The sequence below is a fragment of the Paraburkholderia sp. EB58 genome (genome assembly GCF_050436665.1).
Classification (GTDB): domain Bacteria; phylum Pseudomonadota; class Gammaproteobacteria; order Burkholderiales; family Burkholderiaceae; genus Paraburkholderia.
The window spans coordinates 16,084-34,321 of the sequence record NZ_JBNDMQ010000035.1; the positions used below are offsets into that span (position 1 = coordinate 16,084).

Genomic DNA, 18,238 nt, shown 5'->3' on the forward strand with positions numbered 1-18,238 from the left:
ACAATTCGATCCCAGTTGGGTCGCCTCGGGTCCTGCACTGCGCATTGCTTCGCACAGCCCAGGACCGTTGGCGGGTCAGGCGCCTAGTTGGTCATTTCTTTGATGTAGAACACCGACTGGATGGCCGGCAACACCTGCTGGATGATGCGGTTGAAGGTGGTCGAAAGTGCCGTGCCGACGTACACCACATCCAGCGGCTGCAACTGGAATTGCGACGACAGCATGATGGCGTTCGGCTGCGTCATGTCGAGGCGATAGACTTCCGGCGTGGTCGGGTGGTCCTTCATGCCGCGCAACACATAGATCTGGCGCGGGTTCGCATCGGTATCGAGAATCCCGGTGGCCTGTGTAAGCGCATCGGCAATCGTCAGGCGTCCTCTCAACATCGAAACCGTCTGCGGGTTCTTCACCTCGCCCATCACGAACACGCGGCTATCCACGCGGTCCGGCACGTTGATAATGTCGCCAGCCTGCAGCATCACGTTCTGCCGCGTATCGCCCTTGTCGAGCAGGCTGTCGGCGTCGAGCACATACAGCTGCTTGTTGCGGGTCAGGCGCACGCGCTGGATATCGGCGATCGAGGTGCTGCCCCCCGAGCGCGTGATCGCGTCGACCAGCGTGAGCGGGACATCGCTGATGGCGAGCGGCCCGGGCGACTTCACTTCGCCCGTCACCTGCACCTTCTGGCTGCGGAACGACAGCACCCGCACGTCCACCTGCGGATTGCGGATGTACGGCACGAGACGCGCCGCCAGTTCGCCGCGGATGTCGCTTACCGTCTTGCCGGCCGCCTGCATGCGTCCGACGAAGGGGAAGAAGATCGTGCCATCGGAGGCGACCGTCTGGCCGTACGGGTCGGCCTGGCCCGGCAACGCCGTGGTATAGGGCTGTTGCACGGCGCCCGCGAGCGTCTGCGTGGTGTTGTCGCCGGTCGACAGCGTGCTGCCGTTCGGCGTCGTCAGTTCTGGGTGGTCCCACACGGTGATGCCGAGGATGTCCTGCGGCGCCACGCGGTAGACATACTGCGACGGATCGGTGTACTTGCCGGGCGGCAGTATCGTCTGTTGCGCCGCGGCTTGCTGCGCCTCGGTCATGACAAGATCGGAGTCGATCAGATGGACCGGATACGTTTCAGCCGGCTTATTCGACGAATCCTCCTTGAGGCTGGAGGTGTCGAGATAATTGCCAGGCGCGGTGGCGCAGGCCGACAGAAAAGCCGTCAGCAAAAGAGCAACAGTGAGATTTCGTTTCAGCATATTTTGTTCAGCCATCCCATGACCAGGTGTTCGATGAGCACGAGGCTCTCGCGATACTCGGTTTCCGCGCCGCCATGCGGGTCAGCCACATCGGAGTCCTCCCATTGGCCGAGCGGATAGACCTTGCCGCGCGAAACCGGATCGAGCGCCTCGACGTCCTTCACTTGGCGGCGTTCGGTCACGAGCACCAGATCCGCATCACGCAAGATCTGGCGATTCAGGCGCCGCGCGTGGTGGACGCCGGACGCCACACCGCGCTCGGCAAGCAGGCGCCGCATCACTGGGTCCATGCCGTAGCCGTCGACGGCGCGAATGCCCGCCGAATGAAACCTGATCGCGCGCCGTGCACATCCTTCGACCCCCACGGCCGTGCGCTGACGTGCCTTGAACAACATTTCGGCGGCCGGCGAACGGCACACGTTGGCGTGACAGACAATCAGTACGTTGGCGAACATAGGCAGACTCCTTCGCTTGAACTCACTGCGTCGCCGCCGCGCCGGCCGTGCTCGCAGCGTGTGCCGCACCATGGACCGTTGCTTCGCGCTGCGCATGCTGACGGCCAATCGCGTGATACTCGATGCCGAGTTCCTGAAGCGCCTCCGGCTCATACAGGTTGCGGCCGTCGAAAATCAGGGGCGTTTTCAGGTGCTGCTTGAGGCTGCCGAAATCAGGACTCTTGAAGACCTTCCATTCCGTCAGGATCACCAGCGCGTCAGCGCCACGCGCGACGTCCATTTCCTCGTTCTCGAACGTGAGACGGGCCTGCTGTTGCGGCACCTGTTGCAGATCGAGCGCGAAGACCCGCTTCGCTTCGTCGACCGCCACCGGGTCGTAGGCCTTCACGCGTGCACCGCGCTTGAGCAGTTCCGCAATCAGCGGACGGCTCGGCGCTTCGCGCATGTCGTCGGTGTTGGGCTTGAACGCCAGACCCCACACGCCGAACGTGCGGCCCGACAGATCGTCACCGAGGCGCGCGACGATCTTGTGCGCGAGAATCTTCTTCTGCGTTTCGTTGACGGCCTCGACGGCCTCCAGAATGCGCAGGCCCGCATGATGCTCAACCCCCGTATTGATCAGCGCCTGCACGTCTTTCGGGAAGCACGAGCCGCCGTAGCCACAGCCCGCATACAGGAAGTCGTAGCCGATACGCGGGTCCGAACCGATACCGCGCCGCACCGCTTCGATATCCGCGCCGACGCGGTCGGCCAGATTCGCCAGTTCGTTCATGAACGAGATGCGCGTGGCCAGCATGGCGTTGGCGGCGTATTTGGTGAACTCGGCCGAGCGCACGTCCATATACAGCGTGCGTTCGCGATTGCGGTTGAACGGCGCGTAGACGCGCTTCATCAATTCGCGAGCCTTCTCGCCGGGCACGTCCTCGTCGCAGCCGAGCACGATCCGATCTGGACGCGTGAAGTCTTCGACTGCGGCGCCCTCTTTGAGGAACTCCGGATTCGACACCACCGAGAACATATGCTGCACACCGCGCGCGGCCAGTTCTTCAGCGATCACATTGCGTACCCGCACGGCCGTGCCGACCGGCACGGTCGACTTGTCGACGATCACCTTGAAGCCGGTCATATGGCGGCCAATGTTGCGCGCAGCCGCCAGCACGTATTGCAGATCGGCCGAGCCGTCTTCGTCGGACGGCGTGCCGACCGCGATGAACTGGATATCGCCGTGCGCCACCGCGGCGGCCGCGTCCGTCGAAAACTTCAGGCGCCCCGCCTTGCGGTTGCGCGCAATGATCTCCTGCAGGCCCGGCTCATGGATCGGTACGCCGCCACTGTTGAGCACGTCGATCTTGCGCTGATCGAGATCGAGACAGAACACGTCGTTGCCGATGTCGGCAAGACAGGCGCCCGTCACGAGGCCCACATAGCCGCTACCAATGATCGTCAGGTTCATGAATTACACCTCGGAGATTTGAATGGTTCTGAAACAGGGCGCCTGCATCTTCATGCTTTCCGGCGCCCGCTTAGGCCTGCTTATTTGTTTCGTAGTTCAGTAAGCATTGCTGCCGACAAAGCCCTTCCAGAACGTCAGGACGACGATCTTGATGTCGAGCCAGAAGGTCCAGTTCTGCATGTAGTACAGGTCGAGCTTCACGCGTCCCATCATCTTTTCGATGCGGTCGGTCTCGCCCCGGTAGCCGTTGATCTGCGCCCAGCCGGTAATGCCCGGCTTGATGCGGTAACGGTGCATGTAGCCCTTCACCAGATCCTTGTAGATGTCGTCGTGTTCGAGCGCATGCGGACGCGGCCCCACCACCGACATCTCGCCGCGCAGCACATTGATGAACTGCGGCAACTCATCGAGGCTGGTGCGGCGCAGGAATGCGCCCACTGCCGTAATGCGCGGGTCGCGCCGGGTCGCCTGGGTCACCTTGCCGGCCACCTCCGCGTGCACCTTCATCGAGCGGAATTTGTAGATCTCGAACTGGTTGCCGTCGATACCCTTGCGCTTCTGGCGAAAGAACACCGGTCCCGGCGACGACAGCTTGACCATCGCAGCGATGACGAGCATCAGCGGAGCCAATGCAGTCAGCGCGCCGAACGCGAACAGGCGGTCGAACACGCGCTTGGGCAGCACCCGTAGATCGGTGATCGGCGAGGCCGCGAGGTTGATCGCCGGCACGCCGAGCAGATCGACCATCGGCTGGCTGAACAGCGTCAGGCTGCGCACGTCCGGAATAAAGCGGATGTTCACGAAGTCGTTGCGCAGCTCCATCACGAAGCGATGGATGGTCTTCTCCTTCGAGATCGGCAGCGCGAGCCACAGTTCGCGAATCGCCCGGTCGCGCACGAGCTGGATCATGGTGGCGAAGTCGCGCTCCACCGGCACGCCCTCCACTGCCTGGGCCGCGTCGGGATCCTGGTAAGGATCGACCGGGCCGTCCTCGTCGTACACCACCAGCGGACTGAAGCCTGCTTCCGGGCGGCTGCGCATCTGTTCGATCAGGAACTTGCCGTACGGCGCGCCGCCGACGATCGCCACGGCCTTGTGATTGAAGCCCTCGCGGCGCAGACCCTTGAGCACCGAATACACCAGCGCCTTGGTGACGATCAGCAGCACGATGGTCGCGGCCGCCCAGTACAGCAGCCACAGGCGCGACAGCATGTCCGAGCGGTGCAGGCTGAAGCTGATCAGCACGCCGGTAGTCTCGACCATCACCCAGGCGCCCGAGACCCGGAACAGCAGGTCCATCAGCGGCTTGCCGCGCCATGACTGATAGATACCCAGCGCGGGAAAGAACACCACCACCAGCAGGCAATCGAACGCGAGCGAGACGCTCTGCATGTCGTCCAGCCACACCCATTGCCCGTTGTGCACGGCCGCTGCGATCAGCGCGCCCAGTGCGACCATGGCAATGTCGATGATTCTCGATAGAACGCTCAGCATGCGCTGCACCTCAGTTCGTCAGTCAAGTTCCATCCGTGAAGTAAGCGGGCGTGTGCACCGCGTGAAAGGCATCGGCTCCCGGCATTCACCTCGCGCACCCTCGCGCAATTGCAAATGGATGCGTACCTCGGCTTATCGAGCCAATTCGAAAAGCGTGAGTCCGAATGAGTGAATACCCGTACAGGACTAGATAAGGCGGCATTAAAAATCGCACTGCAAGATCGCAAAATATCTCAAAATGTATCGGTCAAAACTGCTAGATTTTTCTGTGGTTTTTTCGGAAATTATTGCCGAAATGATCGACTTTTTATTCGCAGAGAGCCTTTACGCCGGGCCCGTACGTACGATTCGCCCGCAGACCTTGCATGGCATGCGATGCCTGCCTGCTGCCCCTTTTTTCAGCAAGGCACCGTGCTTAAAAATTCTCGCAATTTTTTGGCCATTATTTTCTTATTTTTCCGGCGCTTTGCAATAAAACCGAAATTATTCGGCGATTTTTTATGCCGGATTCCAATTAATTTTCTGAAAGATCCAATTAACGATCTTTTATTGGCTATTTACGCCATGATAAAACTCAACGCACTCACCCAGCCCCGAGGAGTACATCACCATGACAGCAACGGTTACGGCATCCGTCGCCGACACCCGGCCAGACGCCGCCGCATCCCTGAAGGTCAAGCTGAAGGTTCATCCCGTCATCCTGGCGGGCGGTTCCGGCACCCGTCTGTGGCCGATGTCGCGCGAGCAGTATCCAAAGCAGCTGATCGGCCTCTTGGGCGCCGACTCGCTGCTGCAGTCCACCACCCGCCGGCTCGACGCGCTCGACGCCGGACACCCGCTCGCCGATCAACTTATCGTGGTCGCGAATGAAGAACATCGCTTCACGACCGCCGAGCAACTACGCACCAGCGGCAAGGCGAGCCGGCTCATTCTGGAACCCGCCGGACGCGACACCGCACCCGCGCTGACGGTCGCGGCGTTGTCGATTGCCGCGCAGGATGACGACGGCATCATGGTGGTGATGCCCGCCGACCACGCTGTCACCGATGTCGAAGCGTTCCATGCAGCGGTCGCTGCAGGCGTGCAGCACGCGCACGAAGGCCATATCGTCACGATGGGGATCGTCCCGACCCATGCGGAAACCGGTTACGGCTATATTCGCCTGGGCGCACCGCTTGGCCGTGCCGGCACGCTCGATGCACACAACCTCGACCGCTTCGTCGAAAAGCCGCACCTCGAACTCGCGCAACGTTATGTCGAATCTCAGGAGTACTGGTGGAATAGCGGCATCTTCATCATGCGGGCCTCGACGTGGCTCGCCGCAATTGGGCATTTTCAGCCGGCGATTCTCGCGGCCTGCGAAGCGGCCTATGCCGGCGGCAAAGCCGATGGCGATTTCTTCCGCCTGCAGCGCGAAGCGTTCAGCGCCTCGCCGTCGAATTCAATCGACTATGCGGTGATGGAGCAGCTCGGCAGCGCGCCGTCGGTCGCCTCGGGTGTCGTCGTACCGTTGCGGGCGGGCTGGTCGGATGTGGGTTCGTGGGACGCGATCTGGCAGATCTCTTCCAAGGACGGAGCCAACAACGTGGCCCGCGGCAACGTGATGTTCGAAGGTTCGGCGTCGACCTTCGCGCATTCCGAGGGCCGGCTGATCGCGTGCGTCGGCACGCAGGATCTCGTGATCGTCGAAACCGCCGATGCCGTGCTGGTGGCCGACAAATCGCGCGTGCAGGACGTGAAGAAGATCGTCGGCCGGATTCGCGCCGAAGGCGGTCCACAGGCGGCGAACCATCGCAAGGTTCACCGCCCGTGGGGCCACTACGATTCGGTGGATAGTGGCGAGCGCTTTCAGGTCAAGCGCATCGTCGTGAATCCTGGGGCACGGCTGTCGCTGCAAATGCACCATCACCGCGCCGAACACTGGATCGTCGTACGCGGTACGGCACTCGTCACGCGCGGTGAAGAGCGCTTTATCGTCTCCGAAAACGAGTCGGCCTATATCCCGCTTGGCACTACTCACCGTCTCGAGAACCCAGGCAAGATGCCGCTGGAGATGATCGAGGTGCAGTCCGGCTCCTATCTCGGCGAAGACGACATCGTGCGCTTCGACGACACCTACGGACGGCAATGAACGCTGCGGCGATTCACTTGCTGGCGATACTGATCCTGCGGCGGTTGCTCCTACCGGCCGCGGGCTGCTCTTTGGCTCACCCTGCGTGGGAAATGAGCTCTGAGGCCGTCGGGAATCGTTCGGCCGTGTTGTCCGTGGTTGCTTCGCCAGGATAGCGGCGCAGCGGGGCTCGCAACGCACTGGCCGGGCCATGCAGCGGACCGGTCAGCGGGCCGCTCATTGGGCCGCTCATTGGCCCGTTTAGCGGCTTCGCCATGTGGCCGCCTGTTTGTGCATTCGCTTGTCCACCGGCTTGACCGCTCATCTGACCACCCGCCTGGCCGCTCATTGGAGCGCTTCCAGGCCCATCGGCATGTACCCCCGCGGAACCGACGGTCGGCGTATTCGGCATCGTACGCAGGCCCGGCAAAGGCCGCGCGTAACCCACTGGCGCCGGTGCATTTTGCGCTACGCTCAACATCCGGCACTGCCCGTCGATCCATTGACGCGCCCACTCCAGCGCGTATTCCTGCGCTTCGTCAGGATCCGCGAAACGTGGGCCGACAAGGCCCGAGCGCTCGACGCGACGACCGTCCTGTTCGATCTCCGCCCAGGCGCGATACATCGCATTTGGTACGCGCTCGGCCGCCACGTAGATCACGTAGCCGCGCCGGTCGACGACCTGCACGCCACGCGCCGCGACGCTCATAGGCAGCGGACTGCGTGGATGGTCGCGGTGCGGGGTCACGCCGCCCAGCTCGACCGTCCGGCTGACAGGCGGCTCGGCACGCGGCGCTTCGTGAGGCAGCGCGCCGGACAGCTGGCGGGTCATGTCGGCGAGCGGATCGAGCGAGCGCAAGCCATTGGTTACGCCAGCAGGCGTCTGCCATGACTCGGGGCTCTTCCAGGACACGCCGCGCAGACTGTCTTCACGCACGCTGACCACTTCCGGTTGCGCAGCGGGTTTCGCCGCCACCGGCTGCGACGCCTGCGGAACATAGACAAAGGTGCGGCCCGTCTGCGACAACAGCCGGATCATCTCGGCAAGCGTGCCGTTCAATTGCCATTCTTCAAAACGGCGCCGGCAGGTTGGACCCGACGGATAGCGGCCTGGTAGTTTCGACCAGGGCTCACCGGTGGTCAGAATCCACAGGACAGCATTTGCCACGACGCGTGGCTCGGCGCGCGGCCGGCCGCGTCGATTCAAACGGACCGCCGGCTCATCGGAAACAAGCGCCGCGAGCAGCGCCCATTCGTCATTGCTTAGCTCATCGAAAAACATGCGGTTCTCCACACAGCCTGGCCAGGCTGCGGCGTTGGGCCGCTCACGAATTCAGCGTTCACGATTCGTGGAGTGCCCTCGGTTGCACAAATATGTATTTACGTTCCGGCTAAATGGCGTATGTCGCACTGTGATAGTGCGGGCCTTCCCCACCGCGAAGCACGAAACGTGGTCTCACCCGTGCATTGGAGATTTTGTGCAGGAAGCATACCACCACCAGGGTTTGCATGAATATGACAATGACAGTTGTTACGGATGGAAACAATCTTGTTCTTTTTGTCACGTTGAATTTCCAATGTCGCCGCAGAAATCCTGTCAGTGTCAACAGCACATTCGGCTATCGCGCAGAGCCTTGTGGTGGATAAATCGCCGAATTCCGATGTAAAGACGGCTCAAGATTTTTATGCTTTTTTTATCGCGGGTGAGGCGTGAGTGTGAGCAGCGAATTGCCGTGCCGCGCAGGTCGATCACACCGTTGTGCGCCCTTCCAACTCGGCTTTCACGCACGCCTCGGCGAACGCCAGCGCAGCGGCTCAACGCACCGGATTCGAAGCGTGCTCACCCGCCACCGTCATCCACGGACGCACGCGCCAATGCGTGACGAGCCCCTCGCGCACGTACGGATCCGCATTTGCAAACGCCTCGGCGACAACGGGCGACTCGCCTTCGAACAACAACATCGCCTGATCCGTCGGCTCGACGAGCGCCCCGCCCAGTAGCAATTCACCGCGCGCAGCCGCGGCCCATGCGAGCTTCAGATGCTCGTCTCGCCACGCGGCGCGGCGCTCGAGATAGTCCGCAGTCAAGTCATAGATCAATAGATAGTGCATGGTTACGCCTCACGAATTACACAACAAAAGAATCGCATCGAGTCAATAGTGTCAATTTTTCGGCATTACATTATTTACGGAATTTTCTGCCGAATTCTTATTGGCAGCGAAGCGAATGGACTGAGATGCTAATGTGCGCAGCGTGCAAGTCCCCGCGAAGCCGAAATAAGCCCGAAGAAAAGAGACTTACACTTCCTTATTCGATATGGATTCCATAACATTTTCGCTCCCAGCGCTAAACAGACGCGCCCTGGGGGTTATCACCCCGCTACCACAATCCGTCGCACACGTAGGGGAAAATCCGTCCCCGCGCCTGTCAACCAGCCGACAGCGTCATCCGTTTTACCTGACAGTTTTGCCATAATAGCGACGGCGATGGGCAAACGGATGCCTGTGACCCGGTTGTACGACTACCCATAACAGTTTCACCACCGACGGAGTGTCCCATGAAGATCCAATCCGCTCTCGCTGCCCTCCTCCTCGGCGCCGTGCTGGCGTCGCCCGCTTTCGCCCAGAACAGCCAGCAGTCGAAGATGACCGCCTGTAACCAGCAGGCCGGCGACAAGAAAGGCGACGACCGCAAGGCCTTCATGAAATCGTGCCTGTCGGCGAAACCCGCCGCCGCCCCCATGTCCCAGCAGGACAAGATGAAGGCCTGCAACGTGCAAGCCGCCGGCAAGAAAGGTGACGATCGCAAGGCCTTCATGTCGTCATGCCTGAGCAACAAGAGCTAAACCTGAGCCGGCCTGGGCGTCGCGGCCACCGTAGCGACGTTCGGGCACTCGCGCCCCTCCCCGCGCCGCCAGCCCGGCCGCTTCCCTAGCCCTCCGCCAGCTTTCAAAGTCCGTTCGCCGGAATACGGCATTTTCTTCTATGATGGCTGCGGAGACGGCCCGTCTATAAAACACATGCGCCATAGGGCCGCCATCTTGTCGTTGATGCCATAGAGCATTGAACGGAGGCAAGGATGGTATGGAGACACAAAAACCGCTGGTTCAGGCGGTGGCTGGTTGTCATCGTCTTTTGGGCGGTGCCGGTCGCGATTGTCGCGGTGCGCGAAATTCAGGAGGAGATGGCCTATAACGCCGTCGACCTCGAACACTCACTGACCACCTGGGATCTCACCGACGCCCAACGCGCCGCAGGCGCCGCCACCCACTGCCGTGGCGAGCCCGACGAGGCGCGCGCGGCAGGCTGCCCGGCGGACGTGCTGGCCGCCAACGCGCCCCGCCAGCAGGAAGCGCGCGACGAATACACCTTGCGCCGTAGTACGCTCGCCGCCTATCTGTGGCACGCATTTGTCGGTTATTGGGTCGTGCCGGCCGTCACGCTGTTTCTGATCGGCATGGTGATTGGCGGGATTCGCCGGGCGCTGCGCCGGCCGCCGTCCGTCAAAAGCACACCCAATCATTGAATGCCGGCGCGCCACTTCCTTCGCCCTCTGGCTGCGATACCGCGTTGCGGCATCCGTGCAACACATTCGCACAATTCTTTCATTTTTATTTCATATGCTCTACGCCCGCCCGAAATCGGTAAAAAGTGGTGAGACGGCAGTTGCCTGGAGCTTGCCGCACGGTTGCTGGGAAGACGCGCGAGCGGCGCAAAATCCATGGCGCCTCAAGCGAGCGATACGCTTCAGCGGGTGTGTTGCGTTCGGTCATAGTTACCCAACAGATTTTACAGATTGGCCGCAAACGCCCGTCCTATAAGGGTTCGCGGGCTGCGAGGGTTTGCACCCTTTAAGCCTGCGTGTGATATAACTAATCAGGCAGCCCAGCAGCAGGCAGAGGCTGCGCCCAGGAACCGTGATGGAGAAAAACGATGCAAAGACGAAACTTCATGCTGAAGACTACCGTTGCGCTAGCTTTCGGAGGCCTTGCACTCGCTGGATGTACCACGTCGTCGGGCACGCCCGATAACGCATCGACCAACATGTCGAAGCGTCAGTCGATCGACGCCAGTGTCGACGGCACGATGTCGCGCCTCTTCCAGACGGTGCCCGGTTCACGTGAGCTCGTGTCGAAGGCGCGTGGCGTGCTCGTGTTCCCGTCGGTCATACAGGCGGGTCTGATCGTCGGCGGCCAGTATGGCGAGGGTTCGCTGAAAGTCGGCGGCAGCACGGTCGGCTATTACAGTACGGTCTCTGGCTCGTTCGGTCTGACGGCCGGTGCGCAGTCGAAGGCCATCATCTTCCTGTTCATGACTCAGGACGCGCTCGACAAATTCCGCAATACCGACGGCTGGTCCGCAGGCGGCGACGCTTCGGTTGCCCTCGTGAAGATGGGCGCGAACGGCTCTATCGACACCACCACGGCCACCGCGCCGGTCGAAGTGTTCGTGATGACGAACACCGGTTTGATGGGCGACATTTCGATCAACGGTACGAAGGTGTCGCGCCTGAAGATCTAGGCACACGGCATGGGGGACGTAAGGTCCCAACGCAAAACGGCGATGCGTCTGGCATCGCCGTTTTTTCTTGCCGCGAGAGACGCTGCGCTCAGCGTGGCGTAGACGTATCGATCACCTTGAAGCGCGAGCGCTTCTGCGCGCGAATCACCGACTGGTACGCGTCGACATACTGCTGCGCCATCCGGTGCGAAGTAAAGCGCGCCTCGAAGCACGCCCGCACGCCTGCCCGCGGCACTTTGTGCAGACGGTTCACCGCGGCCACAGCGCCGATTTCGTCCTCGACGATAAAGCCCGTCACGCCGTCGTCCAGCACTTCCGGTACAGCACCTCGATTGAAGGCGATCACCGGCGTGCCGCACGCCATGGCCTCGATCATCACCAGGCCGAACGGCTCCGGCCAGTCGATCGGGAACAGCAACGCATGCGCGCCCGAGAGAAATTCGGCCTTTTGATCGTCGGCAATCTCGCCGATGAATTCGACATACGGCAGATCCAGCAGCGGTTTGATATCGCGATCAAAGTACTCGCGGTCGGCCGAGTCGACCTTCGCCGCGATCCGGATGGGCAGCCCGCAGCGGCCGGCTATGCGAATCGCCGTATCCACGCGTTTTTCCGGCGAGATACGGCCGAGAAACGCCAGGTACTTCTGTTCGACCGGCTGCGGCGTATAGAGATTCTCAGGCAGCCCGTGATAGACGGTGGTCAGCCATTTGGCCTGCGGCAAGGGCTGGCGCTGCGAGTTCGAAATCGAGATCACCGGCGCGGTGTTGAAGGTGTCGAAGACGGGCTGCTGCTCCGGCAAATCGAGCCGGCCATGCAGGGTCGTGACGAACGGCGTGTCCTGGCGTTTGAACACCGAGAACGAGTAGTAATCCATGTGGAAATGGAGCACGTCGAACGAATCGGCCTGGCGGCGCACCAGCTCCATCAGCAGCATATGCGGCGCAATACGGTCGCGGATGCCGGGATCGAGCCGCAGCGCGCGCGGCCACACCGCTTCGAGCTTTGCGCTGGTGACCGAGTCGCCGCTGGCGAACAGCGTCACATCGTGGCCGAGGTCGACCAGCGCCTCGGTAATGTACGACACGACGCGCTCAGTCCCGCCGTACAGCTTGGGCGGCACCGATTCCGTCAAGGGGGCGATCTGAGCAATTCTCATCGACTGTCTCCGTGAAACTGTCGGCCTCTACGGCCTGTATTTGCATTAGCCTGCCGCTAGCCTGCATTAGCCGCTTGCATTAGCCTCTCATTCGCATTATTGCCGATTACGTCCCCAAAAAACCTAAACCTTTCAATTCCTTTGCGCTGTTACAGTCAGGAAACATCCGCGGCATGGAGCACCGCCAAAGCCGCCAGCGCTGCAGTCACCGCCCCGGCCATTTCCACGGCGGCATATCGAGGTCGTCCGCGCCGGCAATCCGCGTTGCCCCCAGTTCCTTTTCGAGCACGACAGATTGACTGCCGTCCTCGCGTTCGAGCGCCGCGATCAGGCGCGCCGCATGGGAAACCGCCACCACCTGCGAATGGCGTGCGGCCCCCGCGATCAGCCGCGCCAGCGCCGGCAGCAGATCGGGATGCAGGCTCGTTTCCGGTTCGTTCAGCACCAGCAAGGCGGGCGGGCGCGGCGTCAGGAGCGCAGCCACCAGCAACAGGTAGCGCAAGGTGCCATCGGACAGCTCCGCGCCCTTCAGCGGGCGCAGTAGCCCGTGCTGATGCATCGTTACTTCAAAGCGGCCCTCGAGATTCGCGACTGAAACGCTCGAGCCGGGAAACGCGTCGTCGATGGCGGCATCGAGCGCGACCGGATCGCCGATTTCGCGGATGGTCTGCAGCGCGGCGGCGAGATCGGCGCCGTCGTCGCTCAGCACCGGCGTGTGCGTGCCGATTTGCGGCAGCCGCACGGGCGACTCGCTGTCGGTGCGGAAATGGTCGTAGAAGCGCCACGAACGGATCTGCTCGCGTACCGCGATCATTTCCGGCGCGTTGCGCGGGTCGGAGAACTCCGTCATCATGCTGTCGAAAGTGGCGACTGGCTGCGGAATGGTCTGCCATTCGCCGCTGTCATCACGCGCCCGGATCGACGCGCCCTGGCGGTCTACCAGCAGCGCCGACGGCCGCAGCAGCGGGCCGCTCCAGATGCATTCGCGCTTTATCACAGGGTCGAGCGCAAACGCCGTCTCCTTGGTCGTGGGCAAGCCGAGATCCATCGCATAGCTAAACTGATCGCTGGCAAAGCCGAGCCGCAGATTGACCGGCTCGCTGCGGCGCGTGCCCTGCACCGGCTGGTCGCCCGTCAGCATGCCGCGCGAGAAACGCTCGGGACCGGCCCAGAGCGTCGACGGCAGACCGCCTTCGCGCGCCAGCGAGCCAATCACGCCACCGCGCGCCGTCTGCGCCAGCAGGCGCAAGGCGCGATACACGCTGGACTTGCCGCTTCCGTTCGGCCCGGTGACGATATTCAGCGCGCCAAGCGGCACAATTAATTCGCGAAGCGAGCGATAGTTGGCAATCGCGAGCGCGCTCAGCATGACGCCTCCGCCCGCAAGCCCGCCCGCATCAGGACGACCGTCCCGCGGCACCCGCTCCATGCTCCGGCACGCTGCGCAAGTCGCGCAGGAACGAGTCGCGCCATACGCCGAGATCGTTCTCGCGCAGCGCGGCCATGTTGATCTCGTGACGGCGCTGGCGCGCCTCGAGCGGCATCGAGAGCGCCCGCTGCAGGGCCTCGCACATGCCTACTGAATCGTGCGGATTCACCAGCAGCGCGCCGGTCAGTTCCGCCGCTGCGCCCGCGAAAATCGACAGCACCAGCACGCCCGGATCGTCGGGGTTCTGCGCCGCCACATACTCCTTGGCGACGAGATTCATGCCGTCGTGCAGCGGCGTAACGAAGCCGATCTGCGACTCGCGAAACAGAGACATCAGTTTCCAGCGGTCGTAACGCTGATTCAGATAACGGATCGGCGTGTAGTCGAGGCCCGAATAGCGGCCATTGATGCGCCCGGCTTCGTATTCGAGGTCCTGGCGGATCTGCTGGTAGGTGGCGACATCGGACCGAGTGGGTGGCGCGATCTGCACCAGCGTGACATTGCCGCGCCATTCGGGCGAGCGCTCCAGCAGATGCTCGAAGGCGCGGAAACGCTCGATAAGGCCTTTCGAATAATCGAGCCGGTCGACGCTCATGATCAGCTTGCGGCCTTCGAGGCTCTGCTTGAGGTCCAGCACGTGCTGGCGGCTCTCATACCGCTGCGCCTGTTCGGCGATTTCGTCGGGGAACACGCCGATCCGGTAGACACCCGTGCGCAGCTTGCGCCCAAAGGCCTCCGCGTGGCCATCTGCGCTCACGCTGCCGCGAGCGTGGCGCACCAGGTAGTCGTGAAACGCTTCCTGGTCGGTGGCGGTCTGGAAGCCGAGCAGGTCGTAGCAACACAGCGACTTCACCAGCTCTTCGTGCGGCGGGATATTGAGCAGGATCTGCGGCGCGGGAAACGGGATATGCAGGAAAAAGCCAATGCGGTTGGTGATGCCTTCGGAGCGCAGCGCTTCGGCGAACGGAATCAGGTGATAGTCGTGCACCCAGATCACGTCGTCGGGCTCAAGCAGCTTGATCAGGCGGTGCGCGAGCCAGGCGTTGACGCGCCGGTAGCCCGCGTACTCCTCGCGCTCATACTTCGCGAGATCATTGCGATAGTGAAAGACCGGCCACAGGGTCGCGTTCGAAAAGCCGCGATAGTACTGGTCGTAGTCCTTGCGCGTGAGGCCGACGGTGGCGAACGTCACCGCGCCTTCCTGTTCCAGCGTCGGGCCGGCGTTGGCCACGGTCTCGCTGACCACATCGCCGCTCCAGCCGAACCACACGCCTCCCGCGTCCTTTAGTGCGCCGAATACGCCAACCGCAAGCCCCCCCGCCGACCCTTTGGTTTCCGTCGGCGTTGCGACGCGATTCGACACGACGATCAGTCGGCCCATGTCTGTTGTCCTCCTCGGTTCGGGGCAACGGCCATGCCGGCGCGCCGCCCAGGTTCGCTTGTCAGGTCAGAATGACACTTCGACCCGTCTTGAGGAGGATCAGTTGCAGGCCAGGCATAAACCCGGCGCGACCGGCCGGGCTTCAACGCAGGCAGTCTTACTCGCCGCTCCTGCAGGGAAACGCCTTGCCGAGCCCCAATGAAATGGCTGTGCTGGCGTTATAGCCGACGGCGTTCGGATTCTCCGCGATGTACTTGCGCACCGCATCGGTCAACTGTTGCGAACGGGCGTCCTGCGGCAGGCAGAAATACTGGCCGACCCGCGGGCCGGTGGTGCCGCCGATCGCGTCGATCGTATTGAAGACGCCATCGGCCGCGCCTTCGACATACGCGGCGCAGGCACTTCGTGACGCTACATCCGTTTTCTCGCACAGCCTGTTGAGGTCGCCTCCCGTGAACGCGGCTGCCGTTAGCGGTACGGCAAGCGCGCTGGCGCAAATCAAAGCCCGCAGCATGGTGATCCTTCCAGGTAATTATCGAGCGGTCTGCTGCCGCATAGAAACGGCGCGCCCCAAAGCGCGCCGTAACCGTTATTCTGCACTGTTTTTATGGCATGCGAAGCATGCCGGCTGCCTTCCTTCTGCAGGATTGCTTCTGCCGGGTTACTTCGGCTGCGTTTGTTGCATGCGCGCCGTCAGCCCCTCGACGACGTCCGGTTCCTTGTACTGCTTGGCAAAGTCGAGCGCGTTCATGCCGATCTGGTTTTTCACGTTCAGGTCCGCGCCGTTATCGAGCAGCAGCTTCACGGTCGAGATGTGACCGCCGCGCGCGGCCATCATCAGCGGCGTGGTGCCGTTCGGCGAGCCGGCGTCGACATAGGCCGAATGATCCAGCAGCAGCTTGACGATGTCGTCATGACCATTGGCGGCCGCGTAGTGCAGCGGCGCCCAGCCCTTCTTGTTGACCTCGGCGTCCTTCGAAATCAGCAGCTGCACCATGTCCATGTCGCCATTCAGCGCGGCGAGCATCATGGCGTTTTCGCCGGCCTTATCCGTAATCTCGATGTTGGTCTTCGGATTGGCGACCAGCGCGGCGGCGACCTTATCCGACTTTTCGCGGGCAGCCAGCACCAGCAGCGGCATGCCTTGGTCGTCGGTCAGATTCGGGTCCATACCGTGCGAGAGCTGCTTGTTGACTTCGTTGACATCGTCGAACTTGACTGCCTTGATCATCGTGTCAGCGGGCGCAGCCTGAACCGGCAGCGCAGCGAATGCCGCGCAGGCGAAGCCGCCGGCCAGCGCCAGCCGGGCGACGCGAGCAGCGCCGCGCCGCAGCGACGAGAGGCTCCGCGTGCGGTTGGTAGCGGGCGACGAGGCGATCTGGGCGTGGGTCTGAGTCAAGTAATTGTTCATATATAGCTTTAGGAAGCGTCCCTATCCTGTTGATAATATTCGATTTCAGCTTCACGCACCGGCCGATGCGGGAATCCTGAAGAGCCGGAAGAAATTTTCCGTCGTCGCGGCGGCCAGCGCCGCATCCGGCATCTCGCGTTGTTGCGCGATGAAGCGTCCGACATAACTTACGTACGCAGGTTCATTCGGCTTGCCGCGATAAGGCACGGGCGCGAGGTACGGCGAGTCGGTTTCGATCAGGAGCCGCTCGAGCGGCACACGCCGCGCCACGTCCTGCACGTCTGTCGCGCTCTTGAACGTGACGATGCCGGAGAGCGAGATATAAAAGTTCTGCGCCAGCGCCTGTTCGGCAATCGCCCACGGTTCGGTAAAGCAGTGCATTACGCCGCCGGGTTCGCCCGCGCGCTCCTCGGCCATGATCCGCAGCGTATCTTCCGCCGACGAGCGGGTATGGATGATGAGGGGTTTGCCCGTTGCATGCGCGGCGCGGATATGGGTGCGAAAGCGCTCGCGCTGCCATTCCATATCGGCGATCGCGCGGCCTTCGAGGCGGTAGTAGTCAAGACCCGTCTCGCCGATGGCGACTACCTTCGGGTGTCGGGCCAACTCGACCAGTTCGGCGACGCTCGGCTCCTGTGCGTCCTCATGATCCGGATGCACGCCGACCGACGCGTAGACGTTCTCATACGCTTCGGCGACCGCCAGCACGGACGGTAGGGATTCGAAGTCGACGGACACGCACAGCGCATGCGTGACCGAATGGGTGCGCATGTTCTCGATGACCTGCGGCAGGCGGTCGGCGAGTCCTTCAAAGTTGATGTGGCAGTGCGAGTCTACAAACATGGTGGCGTCCTGCGATGAATCCGGTGGTGGTCTGAATGTCTGAAGCGGGAGCGGGCGGGGTCAAGCCCAGACGTTAGGCAGCGGGCTCGAGTCGCCGTCCGAGAATGATCAGGTCGCGCTCGACGCCGTCCAGCACCGCGACACGCGGCAACGCGCCCCAATCACCGAAGCCGAAGCTGCGGAACAGGCGCAGGCTCGCTTCATTGTGGCCGAAAATGAAACCCAGCACGGTGTCGATGCCGAGCGCCGGCGCGGCCTTCAGAGACGCAGCCAGCAACTGCTTGCCGAGGCCCTTGCCGCGGGCCGCCTCGTCCAGGTAGATGCTGACCTCGGCCGTATGCGAATACGCGGGGCGGCCGTAGAAATCCGAGAAACTCAGCCACGCGATCACCCGGCCTTCCCCTTCGACCACCCACAGTGGCCGCTTTTCCGGCCCGTGCGCGTGAAACCAGCCGAGCCGGCTTTCGACGCTCACCGGCTCCAGATCGGCCGTGACCTGGCGCGACGGCACTGTTGAGTTATAGATGGCGACGATTGCGGGCAGGTCGTCGAGCGTGGCATCGCGGTAGGAAAGGCTCATGGTGGCGGTGAAGTTGTCTGGTATCAATCAGGGTTCAAGCGGGGATCAATCAAAAGGAAATCGGGTGTCAATCGCGCGGCGGATTGGCGGCAAAGCGGCCGACGCGGCGCAGTCCAGCCGGTGGTCAAGGTCAGGGCCAAGGCTGG

At 62.4% G+C, this 18,238-nt stretch carries 17 protein-coding genes; 4 read left to right on the plus strand and 13 right to left on the minus strand.

Annotation, left to right across the window (positions count from 1 at the left end; all coding sequences use genetic code 11):
• Positions 1-83 precede the first annotated feature (83 nt).
• From P3T40_RS35220 to P3T40_RS35235, 4 genes are all read right to left on the minus strand, one after another.
• The gene (locus P3T40_RS35220; RefSeq protein ID WP_429272323.1) at positions 84-1,256 is read right to left on the minus strand and encodes a polysaccharide biosynthesis/export family protein; all 1,173 of its coding nucleotides are present in this window, start codon (positions 1,254-1,256) and stop codon (positions 84-86) included.
• Entirely contained in the window at positions 1,250-1,711 is a 462-nt protein-coding gene (locus P3T40_RS35225; RefSeq protein WP_429272324.1) for a low molecular weight phosphotyrosine protein phosphatase, read from the minus strand. The genes P3T40_RS35220 and P3T40_RS35225 overlap by 7 nt, the downstream gene beginning before the upstream one ends.
• A gap of 22 nt (positions 1,712-1,733) precedes the next feature.
• On the minus strand, positions 1,734-3,164 hold the full coding sequence (locus tag P3T40_RS35230; protein ID WP_429272325.1) for a UDP-glucose dehydrogenase family protein: 1,431 nt from the start codon (positions 3,162-3,164) through the stop codon (positions 1,734-1,736).
• 96 nt (positions 3,165-3,260) lie between these two features.
• On the minus strand, positions 3,261-4,658 hold the full coding sequence (locus tag P3T40_RS35235) for an undecaprenyl-phosphate glucose phosphotransferase (protein ID WP_429272326.1): 1,398 nt from the start codon (positions 4,656-4,658) through the stop codon (positions 3,261-3,263).
• Between the two features lie 610 nt (positions 4,659-5,268).
• Between P3T40_RS35235 and P3T40_RS35240 the strand changes: the two genes are divergently transcribed.
• Complete coding sequence (locus tag P3T40_RS35240; RefSeq protein WP_429272327.1) at positions 5,269-6,789, plus strand: mannose-1-phosphate guanylyltransferase/mannose-6-phosphate isomerase; 1,521 nt, start codon at positions 5,269-5,271, stop codon at positions 6,787-6,789.
• A 76-nt stretch (positions 6,790-6,865) separates the two neighbouring features.
• On the opposite strand, the gene P3T40_RS35245 is transcribed toward P3T40_RS35240, so the two are convergent.
• Complete coding sequence (locus P3T40_RS35245; protein WP_429272328.1) at positions 6,866-8,050, minus strand: DUF6566 family protein; 1,185 nt, start codon at positions 8,048-8,050, stop codon at positions 6,866-6,868.
• A gap of 533 nt (positions 8,051-8,583) precedes the next feature.
• Positions 8,584-8,880, minus strand: coding sequence for a YciI-like protein (locus tag P3T40_RS35250; RefSeq protein WP_429272329.1), 297 nt, complete (start codon positions 8,878-8,880; stop codon positions 8,584-8,586).
• Positions 8,881-9,326: 446 nt separating this feature from the next.
• Between P3T40_RS35250 and P3T40_RS35255 the strand changes: the two genes are divergently transcribed.
• The 3 genes from P3T40_RS35255 (at position 9,327) to P3T40_RS35265 (ending at position 11,289) form a co-directional block, all read left to right on the plus strand.
• Positions 9,327-9,614, plus strand: a complete 288-nt coding sequence (locus P3T40_RS35255) for a PsiF family protein (RefSeq protein ID WP_429272330.1) — start codon at positions 9,327-9,329, stop codon at positions 9,612-9,614.
• Between the two features lie 233 nt (positions 9,615-9,847).
• Complete coding sequence (locus P3T40_RS35260; RefSeq protein WP_429272331.1) at positions 9,848-10,294, plus strand: hypothetical protein; 447 nt, start codon at positions 9,848-9,850, stop codon at positions 10,292-10,294.
• Positions 10,295-10,701: 407 nt separating this feature from the next.
• The gene (locus P3T40_RS35265; RefSeq protein WP_429272332.1) at positions 10,702-11,289 is read left to right on the plus strand and encodes a BPSL1445 family SYLF domain-containing lipoprotein; all 588 of its coding nucleotides are present in this window, start codon (positions 10,702-10,704) and stop codon (positions 11,287-11,289) included.
• A gap of 88 nt (positions 11,290-11,377) precedes the next feature.
• On the opposite strand, the gene P3T40_RS35270 is transcribed toward P3T40_RS35265, so the two are convergent.
• The 7 genes from P3T40_RS35270 to P3T40_RS35300 form a co-directional block, all read right to left on the minus strand.
• Complete coding sequence (locus tag P3T40_RS35270; RefSeq protein WP_429272333.1) at positions 11,378-12,448, minus strand: glycosyltransferase family 4 protein; 1,071 nt, start codon at positions 12,446-12,448, stop codon at positions 11,378-11,380.
• 205 nt (positions 12,449-12,653) lie between these two features.
• Positions 12,654-13,817, minus strand: coding sequence for an AAA family ATPase (locus tag P3T40_RS35275; RefSeq protein ID WP_429272334.1), 1,164 nt, complete (start codon positions 13,815-13,817; stop codon positions 12,654-12,656).
• 28 nt (positions 13,818-13,845) lie between these two features.
• On the minus strand, positions 13,846-15,258 hold the full coding sequence (gene otsA, locus P3T40_RS35280; RefSeq protein ID WP_429272335.1) for an alpha,alpha-trehalose-phosphate synthase (UDP-forming): 1,413 nt from the start codon (positions 15,256-15,258) through the stop codon (positions 13,846-13,848).
• A gap of 157 nt (positions 15,259-15,415) precedes the next feature.
• Positions 15,416-15,772, minus strand: a complete 357-nt coding sequence (locus tag P3T40_RS35285; RefSeq protein ID WP_429272336.1) for a Rap1a/Tai family immunity protein — start codon at positions 15,770-15,772, stop codon at positions 15,416-15,418.
• 147 nt (positions 15,773-15,919) lie between these two features.
• Positions 15,920-16,669, minus strand: coding sequence for an ankyrin repeat domain-containing protein (locus P3T40_RS35290; RefSeq protein WP_429272337.1), 750 nt, complete (start codon positions 16,667-16,669; stop codon positions 15,920-15,922).
• Positions 16,670-16,720: 51 nt separating this feature from the next.
• Positions 16,721-17,512 carry a TatD family hydrolase gene (locus P3T40_RS35295; protein ID WP_429272338.1) on the minus strand — a complete coding sequence of 264 codons (792 nt, stop codon included), beginning with the start codon at positions 17,510-17,512 and terminating at the stop codon, positions 16,721-16,723.
• A 73-nt stretch (positions 17,513-17,585) separates the two neighbouring features.
• Positions 17,586-18,092, minus strand: coding sequence for an N-acetyltransferase family protein (locus tag P3T40_RS35300; RefSeq protein ID WP_429272339.1), 507 nt, complete (start codon positions 18,090-18,092; stop codon positions 17,586-17,588).
• Positions 18,093-18,238: the final 146 nt, after the last annotated feature.

Bases quoted from the DNA above. Each gene is read 5' to 3' on its own strand.
- P3T40_RS35220 (WP_429272323.1), bottom strand. From the start codon at position 1,256: ATGCTGAAACGAAATCTCACTGTTGCTCTTTTGCTGACGGCTTTTCTG.
- P3T40_RS35225 (WP_429272324.1), bottom strand. From the start codon at position 1,711: ATGTTCGCCAACGTACTGATTGTCTGTCACGCCAACGTGTGCCGTTCG.
- P3T40_RS35230 (WP_429272325.1), bottom strand. From the start codon at position 3,164: ATGAACCTGACGATCATTGGTAGCGGCTATGTGGGCCTCGTGACGGGC.
- P3T40_RS35235 (WP_429272326.1), bottom strand. From the start codon at position 4,658: ATGCTGAGCGTTCTATCGAGAATCATCGACATTGCCATGGTCGCACTG.
- P3T40_RS35240 (WP_429272327.1), top strand. From the start codon at position 5,269: ATGACAGCAACGGTTACGGCATCCGTCGCCGACACCCGGCCAGACGCC.
- P3T40_RS35245 (WP_429272328.1), bottom strand. From the start codon at position 8,050: ATGTTTTTCGATGAGCTAAGCAATGACGAATGGGCGCTGCTCGCGGCG.
- P3T40_RS35250 (WP_429272329.1), bottom strand. From the start codon at position 8,880: ATGCACTATCTATTGATCTATGACTTGACTGCGGACTATCTCGAGCGC.
- P3T40_RS35255 (WP_429272330.1), top strand. From the start codon at position 9,327: ATGAAGATCCAATCCGCTCTCGCTGCCCTCCTCCTCGGCGCCGTGCTG.
- P3T40_RS35260 (WP_429272331.1), top strand. From the start codon at position 9,848: ATGGTATGGAGACACAAAAACCGCTGGTTCAGGCGGTGGCTGGTTGTC.
- P3T40_RS35265 (WP_429272332.1), top strand. From the start codon at position 10,702: ATGCAAAGACGAAACTTCATGCTGAAGACTACCGTTGCGCTAGCTTTC.
- P3T40_RS35270 (WP_429272333.1), bottom strand. From the start codon at position 12,448: ATGAGAATTGCTCAGATCGCCCCCTTGACGGAATCGGTGCCGCCCAAG.
- P3T40_RS35275 (WP_429272334.1), bottom strand. From the start codon at position 13,817: ATGCTGAGCGCGCTCGCGATTGCCAACTATCGCTCGCTTCGCGAATTA.
- otsA (WP_429272335.1), bottom strand. From the start codon at position 15,258: ATGGGCCGACTGATCGTCGTGTCGAATCGCGTCGCAACGCCGACGGAA.
- P3T40_RS35285 (WP_429272336.1), bottom strand. From the start codon at position 15,772: ATGCTGCGGGCTTTGATTTGCGCCAGCGCGCTTGCCGTACCGCTAACG.
- P3T40_RS35290 (WP_429272337.1), bottom strand. From the start codon at position 16,669: ATGAACAATTACTTGACTCAGACCCACGCCCAGATCGCCTCGTCGCCC.
- P3T40_RS35295 (WP_429272338.1), bottom strand. From the start codon at position 17,512: ATGTTTGTAGACTCGCACTGCCACATCAACTTTGAAGGACTCGCCGAC.
- P3T40_RS35300 (WP_429272339.1), bottom strand. From the start codon at position 18,092: ATGAGCCTTTCCTACCGCGATGCCACGCTCGACGACCTGCCCGCAATC.